Annotated in this window: 11 protein-coding genes; 7 read left to right on the top strand and 4 right to left on the bottom strand. The window is 60.7% G+C overall.

Annotated features, from left to right (window positions below):
* Window positions 1–10 precede the first annotated feature (10 nt).
* Window positions 11–1,036, bottom strand: coding sequence for an NAD(P)H-dependent glycerol-3-phosphate dehydrogenase (locus YA0848_RS03880; protein WP_169903251.1), 1,026 nt, complete (start codon window positions 1,034–1,036; stop codon window positions 11–13).
* 195 nt (window positions 1,037–1,231) lie between these two features.
* Between YA0848_RS03880 and YA0848_RS03875 the strand changes: the two genes are divergently transcribed.
* The 5 genes from YA0848_RS03875 (at window position 1,232) to fabB (ending at window position 8,178) form a co-directional block, all read left to right on the top strand.
* On the top strand, window positions 1,232–3,352 hold the full coding sequence (locus YA0848_RS03875) for a TonB-dependent receptor plug domain-containing protein (protein WP_323156847.1): 2,121 nt from the start codon (window positions 1,232–1,234) through the stop codon (window positions 3,350–3,352).
* A gap of 1 nt (window position 3,353) precedes the next feature.
* Entirely contained in the window at window positions 3,354–4,283 is a 930-nt protein-coding gene (locus tag YA0848_RS03870) for an ABC transporter substrate-binding protein (protein WP_034096680.1), read from the top strand.
* Window positions 4,280–6,181 carry an ATP-binding protein gene (locus YA0848_RS03865; RefSeq protein WP_198712562.1) on the top strand — a complete coding sequence of 634 codons (1,902 nt, stop codon included), beginning with the start codon at window positions 4,280–4,282 and terminating at the stop codon, window positions 6,179–6,181. Before YA0848_RS03870 ends, YA0848_RS03865 begins: the two co-directional genes overlap by 4 nt.
* A gap of 249 nt (window positions 6,182–6,430) precedes the next feature.
* Window positions 6,431–6,946 carry a 3-hydroxyacyl-[acyl-carrier-protein] dehydratase FabA gene (fabA, locus tag YA0848_RS03860; RefSeq protein WP_010211704.1) on the top strand — a complete coding sequence of 172 codons (516 nt, stop codon included), beginning with the start codon at window positions 6,431–6,433 and terminating at the stop codon, window positions 6,944–6,946.
* Between the two features lie 11 nt (window positions 6,947–6,957).
* Window positions 6,958–8,178, top strand: a complete 1,221-nt coding sequence (gene fabB / locus YA0848_RS03855) for a beta-ketoacyl-ACP synthase I (protein WP_034096678.1) — start codon at window positions 6,958–6,960, stop codon at window positions 8,176–8,178.
* Window positions 8,179–8,265: 87 nt separating this feature from the next.
* On the opposite strand, the gene YA0848_RS03850 is transcribed toward fabB, so the two are convergent.
* Window positions 8,266–9,288: an amidohydrolase family protein gene (locus YA0848_RS03850; protein ID WP_047882239.1), complete on the bottom strand. Its 1,023-nt coding sequence runs from the start codon at window positions 9,286–9,288 to the stop codon at window positions 8,266–8,268.
* Window positions 9,289–9,429: 141 nt separating this feature from the next.
* Between YA0848_RS03850 and YA0848_RS03845 the strand changes: the two genes are divergently transcribed.
* Both YA0848_RS03845 and YA0848_RS03840 read left to right on the top strand, forming a co-directional pair.
* Window positions 9,430–9,846, top strand: coding sequence for an OsmC family protein (locus YA0848_RS03845; protein ID WP_169903252.1), 417 nt, complete (start codon window positions 9,430–9,432; stop codon window positions 9,844–9,846).
* 64 nt (window positions 9,847–9,910) lie between these two features.
* Window positions 9,911–10,777 (top strand): pirin family protein, encoded by an 867-nt coding sequence (locus YA0848_RS03840; RefSeq protein WP_034096675.1) that lies wholly within the window; start codon window positions 9,911–9,913, stop codon window positions 10,775–10,777.
* A 99-nt stretch (window positions 10,778–10,876) separates the two neighbouring features.
* Here the strand turns inward: YA0848_RS03840 and YA0848_RS03835 are convergent, their stop codons facing one another.
* Both YA0848_RS03835 and htpG read right to left on the bottom strand, forming a co-directional pair.
* Window positions 10,877–11,605 (bottom strand): dienelactone hydrolase family protein, encoded by a 729-nt coding sequence (locus YA0848_RS03835; protein ID WP_169903253.1) that lies wholly within the window; start codon window positions 11,603–11,605, stop codon window positions 10,877–10,879.
* 67 nt (window positions 11,606–11,672) lie between these two features.
* Window positions 11,673–13,577, bottom strand: a complete 1,905-nt coding sequence (gene htpG / locus YA0848_RS03830) for a molecular chaperone HtpG (RefSeq protein ID WP_034096793.1) — start codon at window positions 13,575–13,577, stop codon at window positions 11,673–11,675.
* Window positions 13,578–13,616: the final 39 nt, after the last annotated feature.

The following is a 13,616-nucleotide window of genomic DNA, read 5'->3' as shown; positions in this document are numbered from 1 at the left end:
GGTGCGTTCCTCAGTTGAAACCACTGGTGGAAATAAAGTCGACGTCGGTTTTGGGCTCGGCCCGCATCAGCAGTTCGATGACCTGGTTCAAGGTGCGCCCTTCGAACAGGATCGCGTGCAACCCGGCGACCAGCGGCATATACACACCCGCCTCCTGGGCCTTGGCCTTGAGCACTTTGAGCGTGTTGACCCCTTCGGCCACTTCGCCCAGGCGCGTGACGGCCTCATCCAGGCTCAAACCCTGGCCGAGGGCGAAGCCCACTTGGTAGTTGCGGCTCTTGGGCGACGAGCAGGTGACGATCAAATCGCCCACGCCGGCCAGCCCGAGAAAGGTCATCGGATTGGCCCCCTGATTCACCGCGAAGCGGGTCATCTCCGCCAGGGCGCGGGTGATCAGCATGCTCTTGGTGTTTTCGCCCATGCCCAGTGCCACCGCCATGCCGGCGATGATCGCGTAGACGTTTTTCAGGGCGCCGCCCAGCTCCACGCCAAAACGGTCGCTGCTGGCGTAGACCCGGAACGTGCGGCCATGCAACACCGCCTGGACGCGCTCGCACAGCACTTCGTCGTCACTGGCCACCACGGTGGCGGTCAAGGCGTGCTCGGCCACTTCCCGCGCCAGGTTCGGCCCGGATAGCACGCCGATGCGGGCCTGGGGCGCGATTTCTTCGAGGATTTGGCTCATCAGTTTGAAAGTCTGCGCCTCGATGCCCTTGGTCAGGCTGACCAGCATCTTGCCCGCCAGGCGTTCGGCATGGGGCGATAGCACCGCGCGCAAGGCGCTGGAGGGCAGCGCGACGAAACACAGCTCGCAGTCTGTAAGAGTGGTCAGCAGATCGGTGACCGGCTCGACTGCCGGATGAATCTTGATGCCTTTAAGGTAGCGCGGGTTTTCCCGGTGTACACGGATGGCCTCGGCCTGTTCGGGATCACGCATCCACTGGCGCACCGGGTGGCCGTTCTCCGCCAGCAGGTTAGCCACGGCGGTACCGAAACTTCCGCCTCCCAGGACCGCAATAGGGCGCTGTTCAGTCATATGCAATCCGTTAATCCATACCAGTGGCGATGGCGGCATTATACGGAGCGACCCGCTTGCGGCCAGCCCCCGTGTCAATTCGCGCGTTTGTCGGAAAATGCCATAGCGGCATGACGTAATTACGGGCGCGACGAATGGCAAATGGCCGCGCCTCAGTTAACATGGGCGGCTATCCGTCATTATCAAGGCCGCACCGTGTATCTGGGCCCTCCTCCGCGCTCCTCTCTCTTGCTGATGCTGTTGTGCAGCAACGCCGTGCTGGCCGACGATCTATTCCTCGACAGCCAGCCGCTGCCGCAGGTATTGACCGCCACGCGCCTCAAGCAATCGGCCGCCGCCGTACCCGGCAGCATGACGGTGATCGACAGCGAGTTGATCAAGGCCAGCGGCGCGCGGGACATCAGCGAACTGCTGCGTCTGGTGCCGGGCATGATGGTCGGCTACACCAGCGGCAATCAGGCGGCGGTCAACTACCACGGCACCAGCGCCAGCGACGCGCGGCGCATGCAGGTGTTGATCGACGGCCGTTCGGTGTATCGCGCGGGTCTGGCCACCGTGGACTGGAGCGACATCCCGGTGGCCATGGAGGATATCGAGCGCATCGAGGTGTTCCGCGGCCCCAACACCGTCAGCTATGGCGCCAATGCACTGATGGCGGTGGTCAATATCCTCACGCGCTCCCCGGCCAACAGCCACGGTTCGCGGGTCAAGGTGATTCGCGGCGAGCGCGGCATCAACGACTTCTATGCCAGCCAGGGCGTGGGTTGGGAGACCGGCGATCTGCGCCTGTCTTTGTCCGGGCAACAGGACGACGGCTTCGACAACGACGCCGCCGGCGCCGACCGCCGTGACGGCCGACGCCTCAACCGCTTCAGCCTGGCGGTCAGCCAGACGCTGAATGCGCAGCAAAGCATCGACTGGCAATTGGATGCCAAGGAAGGCACCAATCAGCGTCCATATACCTACAGCCCGGTGTTCGCCGGCATCACCGAAGGCGGTAATAATTCTGACGTTACCGCCAAGGACTACGCCGCTTCCCTGCGCTGGAATGTCGATTTCAACCCCGAACACAGCCTGTACATCCAAGGGTCGGCCCAGCAATGGGATCGTCGGCAAATCTGGAAAGCCTGCGACGCCAAGGTCTCGTTCAGCCCCGAGCTGACCCAGCTGTGGCAATTGAACCCCAACTACGCGGAAAAACTGGCCCGGCATATGGAGGTCTACAGCCAAGGCAGCGCACCACCGGGCAGTGCCGCCGAACAAGCGCTGGCCAATCAGGTGTTGGATCAATGGCGCAACGGCGCCAACCAGAGCGTCTGCGGCGATATCGACCAAAGCACCCGCGAAAGCCGCTACGACCTGGAGCTGCAGGACACGCTGAGCCTGTCCGACAGCCTGCGCCTGGTCAGCGGCATGAACTACCGCTACGACCGCGCCGACTCCGACACCTACTTCAACGGCACCCTGGACGACACCACCTGGCGCCTGTTCGGCCAATTGGAATGGCGCGCCAGCGAACATTGGCTGCTGCAGGGCGGCGCCATGTATGAAGACACCCACCTGAGCGGCAATTCACTGACACCACGGGTGGCGGTCAACTATCTGATCAACCCGCGCCATGGCCTGCGCGCCGTGTACTCCGAGGCGATCCGCTCGCCGGACATGTTCGAGAACAACGTCAACTGGAGCTACCGCGTCACCAACCTGAGTTCCCCGGCGTTTGGCCAGACCTCCGCGCAATACTTCGTCAAAACCCGGGGGCCGGGTAACCTCGACAAAGAGCGGATGCGCTCGCGGGAACTGGGCTATAACGGCTTCTTCGCCGACATCGGGTTGAACATGGACGTAAAACTGTTCTATGACGAAATCACCGACATGATCAGTTCGCCGTTGCGCAATAACCAATACATCGCCAGCAACGCCAACAGCTCGCGCTTTACCGGCGCCGAATCTCAGTTCGACTGGCGCGTGAGTAACGCCGACCGCCTGCGGCTGACGTATGCGTATGTCGATGCCAGCGCCAGCAACCGGTTGGACAAAGCGCAAACCGCGCGCAACAGTGGCTCGGCCGGCTGGCTGCGTGAATGGGGGCATGGCTGGTCCAGCGCGCTGTTCTACTACGGCGACGATGCGCTCAACCAATACCGCTTCGAACGGGTCGACTTGCGGGTGGCCAAGCGCATCGCGTTGGGCAAAGCCAATGTGGAGCTGGCCGGCATGTTGCAACAACGCCTCGACGACCAGCCGACCACCTGGGCTGATAACACCTACGACCAGCGCCATGTGCTGTATTTCAGCGCAGAGTTAGAGTTCTAGCATGGCAGGCCCGTCACGGATGACTTCCCTTTCTATCCATAAGCTCTGGCGCCATTGTGCGCTGCTGGCGTGCCTGCTGCTGGCGTCGCCGACGTGGGCGGCCGAGATCCTGCTGACCGCCGCCGAAGACAGTGACGGTGTGCATGCTTTCACCCAGGCCCTGGCCCAGCAACGTCCCGAAGACCACGTAACGTTCACCCCGCTCAAAGACTTACCCGCCCCCGGTCGCGTGCCTGCCAGCACGCGCCTGATCCTGCTGGACTTGGCCAGCCTCGATTGGCGCCTGCAAGACAACCTGGGCCCACCGACACTGGTGCTGCGTATCAGCCGGTTGCAGGCTCACCAGCGTCCTGGCGCCGCCCAGCATCCGCGCGTGAGCTTGCTGTGGAGCGATCCGCCTCTGGAACGGCAATTGCGCCTGATTGCCAGCATCCTGCCGCGAGCCCGCCGCATCGGTGTGCTTTACGGCACCGAGAGCGAGTTCCTGCTGCCGGAACTGCGCCAGCATGCGGAGCCCCTGGACATGACCATCGTGCCCCAGCGCTGGGACACCATCAGTGACAGTCGCCCGCTGCAAAACCTGTTCAGGAATAGCGACGTACTGCTCGGCCTGGATGACCCACAGCTGTACAACCCGAAAACCGCGAAAAACCTGTTACTGAGCAGTTATGCCCAACAATTGCCATTGGTGGGCCCAAATGCAGGATTCGTGCGGGCCGGCAGCTTGGCCAGTACCTACAGCGACCAGGCCGATTGGCTGGCGGTGCTGGACCGCCTGCTCGACCACGCCCCGGCCAACTGGCCGCGCTCGCTGTATCCGGACCACTTCAAAGTCGTGGGCAACCCGCAAGTGGCGCGCTCACTGGGCATCGAACAGTTCGACGAAGCCAACGTCGCCGCCCGCCTGGCCGAAGGAGAAAAACGCCCATGAGCCTGCGCCGTCGTTGGGGCATCAACACCCGCACCCAGCTCATTACCTTGGGGCCGGCGTTGCTACTGACGTTGCTGTTGATCAGCTTCTTTACCTTCGTGCGTATCCAGGACTTGCGCCAGGAGCTGGATCACACCGGCCAATTAATCGCCAACCAACTGGCCCCGGCCACCGAATACGGAGTGATTTCCGGCAACAACGATGTGCTCGAAAGCCTGCTGCGCGCCACCCTGGCAACGCCCCATGTGCGTTTTCTGGAAATCCAGGACAGCGCCGAAAATATCTTGGTATATGTCGAACAGCCCTCGGAAAAACATGACCGCTCGCTGTCGGTGAAAGTGTTCCAGGCGCCGATTCGTCTGCAGCACATTCAGCTGGGCAATGACTTTTTCCAGGACAACCTCACCGAGCCGAAGGCCCCGCGCGCGGATTATCTGGGCCGGGTCATTGTCGGCATGTCCAACGATGCGTTCAGCCAACGCCACCAGGAAATCCTGTTCAAGGCCGGGATTCTCGCGCTGTTCACGCTGCTGTTTACCTTCTTGCTCGCCCGACGCCTGGCCGCCAGCCTTTCCCAGCCGATCAGCGCCATGGGCAACGCCGTGAAGGCCATTCAGCAAGGCCAGTACAAGACGGCTCTGCCGATTGTGGACGACTCGGAACTGGGTGACTTGTCGCGGCATATCAACAACCTGGCCGAAGGCCTCAACCAGGCCAGCCGCGAACAGCAGCAAGCCATGGCCCAGTTGATCCAGACCCGCGAAGAAGCCGAGCGCGCCAACAATGCCAAGTCGGATTTCCTGGCGATGATGAGCCACGAATTGCGCACGCCGATGAACGGTGTACTGGGCATGCTGCAATTGCTGGAAACCACCGAGATGACTGAGGAGCAGACCGAATACGCGGCGCTAGCCTCCGAATCCACCGAGCATCTGCTCAAGGTGATCAACGATATTCTTGATTTTTCGCGCATCGAACGCGCAGCTCTGGAACTGGAACATATTCCGTTCAACCTCACCGACCTGATCAACAGTTGCGCCCAGGCCTTCCAACATAGCGCCCAGCAACGAGGGCTAGCGCTGCGCTTGCCGATCCCGCCGGGTATGGACGCACTACGGGTGCGGGGCGACCCTACGCGAATCCGCCAGATTCTGGTGAACCTGATCGGCAATGCGCTGAAGTTCACCGAACACGGCAGCGTCAGTGTCGAGCCGCACTGGCAGACCCTCGACCATGAACTGGTGTGGTTCACCTGCACGGTGCGCGACAGCGGCATCGGGATTTCCGCCGAACGCCTGGAATTGATGTTCGACGCGTTCCAGCAAGCCGACAGTTCCATTTCAAGACGTTACGGCGGCACCGGCCTCGGCCTGCCCATCGCCCGCACACTGGCCGAACGCATGGGCGGCACCCTGCGCGCCCAGAGCGAAGAAGGTCGCGGCTCGGTGTTTACCCTGGAAATCCCTCTGGCTATTGATCAGCAGAGCCTGCCGTCCATCGCCCCGGATGCCGAACGTAAAAATAGCGCTGGCGAAGGGCGCCATGTGCTGTTGGTGGAGGACAACCCGGTCAACCGCACGGTGGTCGAGGCCATGCTGCGCAGTCTGGGGTTTGAGGTGAGCCTGGCCACCGACGGCGCCGAGGCGATACGCAGCGCCGAGAGCCTGATTTTCACCGCGATCCTGATGGACTGCCGACTGCCGCTGATCGACGGCTACGAAGCCACCCGACAGATTCGCCAGTTACCCGGCTGCGCCGATTTGCCGATCATTGCGCTCACCGCCAATGCCTTGCAGGGCGACCGTGAAGCCTGTCTGGCGGCCGGAATGAACGATTACCTGGCCAAGCCGTTCAAACGTACGGATTTGCAGCATGTCCTGCAGCGTTGGGTGCAGTAATACGGCCTTATCAGCCAACTGCGACTGGCGTGAAAGGCGAAAGTGCGGCAGTCTTAGGCACCCAAACGGGCCCTTGAACGGGCCCGGTTTAAAATTTCAGTGAACAAGTGTACATTCAGTACCTTGACGCTGTGACTTTCACTACAACGCAATAGTCTATGTGTAGGCTGCCGGCCTGAGGCATGAACGCTTCAGTCGGTTCGGGAAGATTTGCCCTACCCTGCCGCATGGGATTATTGAGGAGCTCGCATGACCAAACAAAACGCCTTTACCCGGGAAGACCTGCTGCGCTGCAGTCGCGGTGAGCTGTTCGGCCCAGGTAACGCGCAACTGCCCGCCCCTAACATGCTGATGGTGGATCGCATCACCCATATCAGCGAAGAGGGTGGCAAGTACGGCAAAGGTGAATTGGTCGCCGAGCTGGATATCACCCCGGACCTGTGGTTCTTCGCGTGCCATTTCGAAGGCGACCCTGTCATGCCGGGCTGCCTGGGCCTTGACGCCATGTGGCAGCTGGTCGGTTTCTTCCTCGGCTGGCAAGGCCTGCCGGGCCGCGGCCGCGCCCTGGGTTCGGGCGAAGTGAAGTTCTTCGGCCAGGTCCTGCCGACCGCCAAGAAAGTCACCTATAACATTCAAATCAAGCGCGTCCTCAAGGGCAAGCTGAACCTGGCCATCGCCGATGGTTCGGTAAGCGTCGACGGTCGCGAGATCTATACTGCCGAAGGCCTTCGGGTCGGCGTATTCACTTCCACTGACAACTTTTAAGGGTTATCCGCATGCGCCGCGTCGTTATCACTGGTCTGGGCATCGTTTCTTGCCTGGGCAATGACAAAGAGACCGTCACCGCTAACCTGCGTGCAAGTCGCCCTGGCATCCGCTTCAACCCGGAATATGCCGAAATGGGTCTGCGTAGCCAGGTTTCCGGCTCCATCGACCTGCCCCTCGAAGAACTGATCGATCGCAAGATCTACCGCTTCGTCGGCCACGCCGCCGCCTACGCCTACCTGGCCATGAAAGACGCCATCGCCGACTCCGGCCTGAGCGACGACCAGGTTTCGAACGTGCGCACCGGCCTGATCGCCGGCTCGGGCGGTGCATCCACCCTGAACCAGATGGAAGCGCTGGATATCCTGCGCGAAAAAGGCGTGAAGCGCGTCGGCCCGTACCGTGTCACCCGCACAATGGGCAGCACCGTTTCGGCCTGCCTGGCCACGCCGTTCCAGATCAAGGGCGTGAACTACTCGATCTCATCCGCCTGCGCCACCAGTGCACATTGCATCGGTACCGCGGTCGAGCAGATCCAGCTGGGCAAACAGGACATCGTCTTCGCCGGCGGCGGTGAAGAGGAACATTGGAGCCAGTCGTTCCTGTTCGACGCCATGGGCGCGCTGTCCACCCAGTACAACGAAACTCCGGAAAAAGCCTCCCGTGCCTACGACGCCAAGCGTGACGGTTTCGTCATCGCCGGCGGTGGCGGCATGGTGGTGGTCGAGGAGCTGGAACACGCTCTGGCCCGTGGCGCCAAGATCTACGCGGAAATCGTCGGCTACGGCGCCACTTCCGACGGCTACGACATGGTTGCGCCAAGCGGCGAAGGCGCCATCCGCTGCATGCAGATGGCCATGTCCACCGTGGATACCCCTATCGACTACCTGAACACCCACGGCACTTCGACCCCGGTCGGCGATGCCAAGGAAATGGAAGGCGTGCGTGCGGTATTCGGCGACAAGGCTCCGAAAATCAGCTCCACCAAGAGCCTATCCGGTCACTCCCTGGGCGCGGCCGGCGTTCACGAAGCGATCTACTGCCTGCTGATGATGGAAGGCAACTTCATGGCCGGCTCGGCCAACATCGAAGAGATCGACCCGGTCGTCGCCGATATGCCGATCCTGACCAAGACTGTCGAGAACGCCAAGATCGACACCGTGATGAGCAACAGCTTCGGCTTCGGTGGCACCAACGCCACCCTGGTGCTGAAGCGCTGGCAGGGCAAGTAAGCCCTGTAGGTTGTTCCCATAAAAAAGCCCCGACTAGTTCGGGGCTTTTTTATGGGCTTCGGAAAATCCTGGTGCAGGTACGGGGGCTCAAGGAGCGCCGTCATCTTGATTGCTCTTAGGCAGCACGGCCAGGAAGTTATCCCGCGCCACTTTACGGGCCACCGCTTCAGGCAGCGCGTCAAGAAAGGGGTCGAAGCGGTGCATTTCCTTACCCAGCTTATTGAAGCGTCCGACGACGTCAGAGCCCAGCATAAAGCGCTCCGGGAAACGCTCCACCAGGGCCACCCACTCAGGCCGTGGCTTGCCCGCCTCGTCCAGCAGATAAGGCGTGAGCATGCTCCAAGACAAATCCACATACAGGTTGGGGTACGACTCCAGCAGACGGCTCAAGGTGGGCAATAGAAAGTCCATCTGCACCTGATGCCGGTGAATCTCTTTGCTGGTACCGGCATGCGCCCAGATAAACCGGGTGTGCGGGTGGTTGCGCAGCGGTTCTTCCACTTCGGCCAGGTACAGCGGGTTGCGCTCGCGCTTGGAGGTGATGTTGGAATGCAGCATCACCGGCAGGTCGTTTTCGGCGGCCAGGTGATAAATGCGGGTCATGGCCTCGTTGTTAGCGCGCGGGGTGTCGCCGGACGTCAGGGCCGTCAGATCATCGTGACGGGTGAACACCTCGCCGATGCCCTGCCACAGCCCCGGATTGAGGTCGAGCATGCGCTGGATATGCGCGTCGGAGTTTTTGTCATTGGGGTTGAAGCCAGACAGAAACGGGTGAAAGTGCCGGCGCTGGGCCGGGGTCAGCTTGTTCACCGCGGCCGCCACGATCACATCGGTGGCGCTGTACCAGTAGGCATCAGCATCATCGCCAGCGTAGTAGCGTGGGCGCTTGGGTTCGTCTTCATGCCATTTCTTGGCCACGGGTATGCCAGAAATCATCACATGCTCGATGCGATTTTCCGTCATGGCCTTGAGCAGTTTGTCCATGCCCGCGCTTTCTTGAAAGAAATCCACGTAATGCAGGTGCGCATCGCTGTAGGCATAGTCGCGCGCCTCCAAGGCGGTGCTGCTGCAGGCGACCAACAGGGCAAGACTCAAGCGGGTCCAGGGCACGGTAAGCTCTCGATAGGCGTGGGATACAGGTAGACCCTGCCCTCCCTTGCCGGGTTCATCCCAAAAAAAGCAGGAACACCTAAGTGCCAGCATGCTCTATAACTGCATGACCTTCATCCTGCCATCCCTGTGAGGTTTGCCATGCCTGTTATCGTCAACACGCTGAACACCGAAAACTATCGCCACAGCGTCAATATCAATCACCACGAGCTGTTTACCGACCTGCCCAAAGACCTGGGTGGCGACGACTCTGCGCCCTCCCCCCACGATTATTTCGACGCCGCGCTGGCCTCGTGCAAGGCCTTGACGGTCAGGCTCTACGCGCAAAAAAAGGATATTCCGCTGACCGGTGTCACCGTTGAAGTGACCCACGACGCCGCCCAAGAGCAAAAAGGCCGCTACGCGCTCAACGTCAAGCTGACCCTCAAGGGCGTGCTCAGCGACGCTCAGCGTGATGAGCTGCACCACGTGGCCGATCGCTGCCCGGTCCACAAACTGATGACCACCGCCGACATCAACATCGAGACCACCCTCTCCGAAGGCGCCTTCAGCCAATAGCGGCAAGCTCCTGTCGAGCGGGTTATGCTCAGCGCATTCGAACCCGCTCAGACAGGGATGCACCATGACCACCCTCACCGTGATTCGCCCGCGCCAGGAAGATGTCGAGGGCCAGCCGATTCTGCGCCCGCTACCGTCGCGAGACTGCCGCAGCGTCGGGCCATTCGTTTTCTTCGATCATATGCTGCCGACTCGCTATGCCCCCGGCACCGGCATGGATATCCGCCAGCATCCGCACATCGGGCTTTCTACCCTTACCTACCTGTTCGAGGGCGAACTGCAGCACAAAGACAGCCTGGGCTCCGATCAAGTGGTGCAGCCGGGCGATGTCAGTTGGATGACCGCCGGCAGCGCAATTGCCCACGTCGAGCGCACACCCGAGGCGCTCAAGGCCAGCGGTTTTGCGCTGCATGGCCTGCAAGTGTGGCTGGCGTCCCCCAGGGACCACGAAACCGGGCCAGGCCATTACAGCCATCACCCGGCGGCGAGTTTGCCAGTCAGCGACGCACTGGGCGTGCAGATCCGCTTGATTGCCGGCACTGGCTTCTGCCTTAAGTCACCGGTGCCCGTACTGTCGCCCACGTTGTATGCCGATGTGCACATGCAAACGGCCACCACGCTGCTGATTCCCGATGAGTATGAGGAACGCGCCGTGTATGTGCTGGCAGGTGACGCGCAGCTCGATGGCGAACCGTTGCAGGCGCATAGCCTAGTGGTATTGCCGAAGGGAGAGACGATGACGTTGTCTGCCGAATCCGACTGTCATCTGGTGGTGTTGGGCGGAGCACCGCTGGATGGACCGAGGCGGATCAATTGGAATTTTGTCGCGAGTGATCCTGCGGTGATCGAGCAAGCCAGGCAGCGTTGGGCGGCTGGGGATTGGCCAACGGTTGCGGGGGAATCGGAAAGGATTGAGTTGCCTGGGAGATAGCCATCGGGGGCGAGCCCCCTCCCACACATGATCGGATTCAGATCGTCAAAGTGTTGGAGGGGGGTCGCCCCCGATAACGCCGGAACAGGCGCTGAAAACTCAGCCCTTGAACACCTCATCCAGCAAATTATGCATCGACTGGAAGGCCCGCGCGGCAGTCTTCGCGTCGTACATCATCTTGCCCGGCACATTGGCGTGCGGGTCGGTGAAGGAATGCACCGCACCGCCGTAGCTGAGCAACTGCCAATCCACACCAGCGGCGTTCATTTCATCCTCGAACGCCGGCAACTGCTCCTTGGGCACCAAGGGGTCCGAGGCGCCATGCAGCACCAGGACGGAACCTTGGATGTTCTTGGCATCCGACGGGTTTGGTGTGTCGAGGGTGCCGTGGAACGACACCGCAGCCTTCAACGGCGCGCCGGTACGGGCCAGCTCAAGGGTGCAGCATCCGCCGAAACAGAAGCCGAACGAAGCGAGCTGGGAGGTATCCACTGCCGCCTCGGTCTGGGCCTGCAGTTGGTCGAGAGCAGCTTGCATGCGCTTGTTGAGCAACGGGCGATCATTCTTCAACGGCATCATCGCCGCACCGGCCTCATCGGCATTGGACGGGCGCACGGTTTGCCCATACAGGTCAGCAATCAGCACCACATAGCCCTTGCCGGCAACGGCCTTGGCAATTTCTTCGGCGCCGGCACTGACGCCCATCCAGTTGGGCGCCATCAACAGACCCGGCAGCGGGCCTTTTTGGCTGGCGTCGAACGCCAGGCGGCTTTCATACGGCTGGCCATCGATCTGATAGACCACGGAACGCACGGTGACTTGGCTCATCATTGACTCCGATTAAGGTGCACTGGAACGAAAAAACCCGCCGAAGCGGGTTTTTCCTACAACGTTGTTAAACCGACAGTTCAACCAACAGCTTGTTCAGTCGGCGCACATAGGCGGCCGGGTCTTTCAAGCTGTCGCCGGCGGCCAGGGCTGCCTGGTCGAAGAGGATGTGCGACAGGTCGCCAAAACGCTCTTCGTTCTGCTCGCCGTCGAGCTTCTCGATCAACGGATGCGCAGGGTTGAATTCGAAGATCGGCTTGGAGTCCGGCACTTTCTGCCCGCTCGCCTCAAGGATCTGACGCATTTGCATGCCCAGGTCCTGCTCGCCGATGGCCAGGATCGCCGGGGAATCGGTCAGACGGTGGGAGACCCGTACTTCGCTGACAGCTTCGCCCAGGGCGGTCTTGATGCGTTCAACCAGGCCTTCTTTGGACTTGGCCACTTCTTCAGCGGCTTTTTTGTCCTCTTCCGAATCCAGGTTACCCAGGTCCAGGTCGCCACGGGCCACGTCGACGAACGACTTACCGTCGAACTCGCTGAGGTAGCTCATCAGCCACTCGTCGATACGATCGGTCAGCAGCAGCACTTCGATGCCTTTTTTACGGAAGACTTCCAGGTGCGGGCTGTTTTTGACCTGAGCGTAGGTTTCGCCGGTCAGGTAGTAGATCTTGTCCTGCCCTTCCTTGGCGCGTGCCAGGTACTCGGCCAGGGACACCACTTGCTCGCCGTCTTCGCCCTGAGTCGAAGCAAAACGTAGCAGGCCAGCGATTTTTTCCTTGTTGGCAAAATCTTCCGCCGGGCCTTCTTTCATGACCTGGCCGAAGTTTTTCCAGAAGCCTTTGTATTGCTCAGGCTCGTTCTTCGCCAGTTTTTCCAGCATGTCGAGTACGCGCTTGGTCAGCGCCGACTTCATGGAGTCGATGATCGGGTCTTTCTGCAGGATTTCCCGCGACACGTTCAGCGACAAGTCGTTGGAGTCGACCACGCCTTTGATAAAGCGCAGGTACAACGGCAGGAAGGATTCCGCCTGATCCATCACGAATACGCGCTGTACGTAGAGTTTCAGGCCTTTCGGCGCCTCACGCTGGTACAGGTCAAACGGCGCGCGGGCCGGTACGTAGAGCAGCGAGCTGTATTCCAGCTTGCCTTCAACCTTATTGTGGCTCCAGCTCAGCGGGTTTTCGTAATCATGAGCTATGTGCTTGTAGAACTCCTGGTACTCCTCGTCCTTGATCTCGGTGCGAGGACGGGTCCACAGGGCGCTGGCGCGGTTGACCACTTCCCATTCCTGGGCCGGGGCTTCTTCGCCTTCGGCGGCAGCTTGTTCTTTAGGCAGCTCGATCGGCAGTGCGATATGGTCGGAGTACTTTTTGATGATATTGCGCAGGCGCCAGCCATCGGCGAATTCTTCTTCACCGGACTTGAGGTGCAACACGATGCGAGTACCGCGGTCTGGCTTGTCGATGGTGGCGATTTCAAATTCGCCCTCGCCTTTCGACGCCCAGTGCACGCCTTCGCTGGCGTCGAGGCCGGCACGACGGCTAAACACTTCAACCTTATCGGCGACAATAAAGGCCGAGTAGAAGCCCACGCCGAACTGGCCGATCAGGTGCGAATCCTTCTTTTGGTCACCCGACAGGTTCTTCATGAAATCGGCAGTGCCGGATTTGGCGATGGTCCCCAGGTGGGTGACCGCATCGTCACGGCTCATGCCGATACCGTTGTCTTCGAGGGTGACGGTTTTGGCGTCCTTGTCGAAGCTCACGCGGATTTTCAGTTCGGCGCCACCTTCCAGCAACTCGGGCTTGGAAAGGGCTTCGAAACGTAATTTGTCGACAGCGTCAGAGGCGTTCGAGATCAATTCGCGAAGGAAGATTTCCTTGTTGGAATACAGCGAATGGATCATGAGGTGCAGCAGTTGCTTCACCTCGGTCTGGAAGCCCAGGGTTTCCTTTTGAGTTTCCACACTCATGGTCATCAAACTCCAATTGGATGGCAGTGGCCCCGACCT

The sequence above is a fragment of the Pseudomonas sp. S4_EA_1b genome (assembly GCF_016307435.1).
GTDB lineage: Bacteria > Pseudomonadota > Gammaproteobacteria > Pseudomonadales > Pseudomonadaceae > Aquipseudomonas > Aquipseudomonas rhodesiae.
This window is presented reverse-complemented; position numbering and strand designations above follow the sequence as displayed.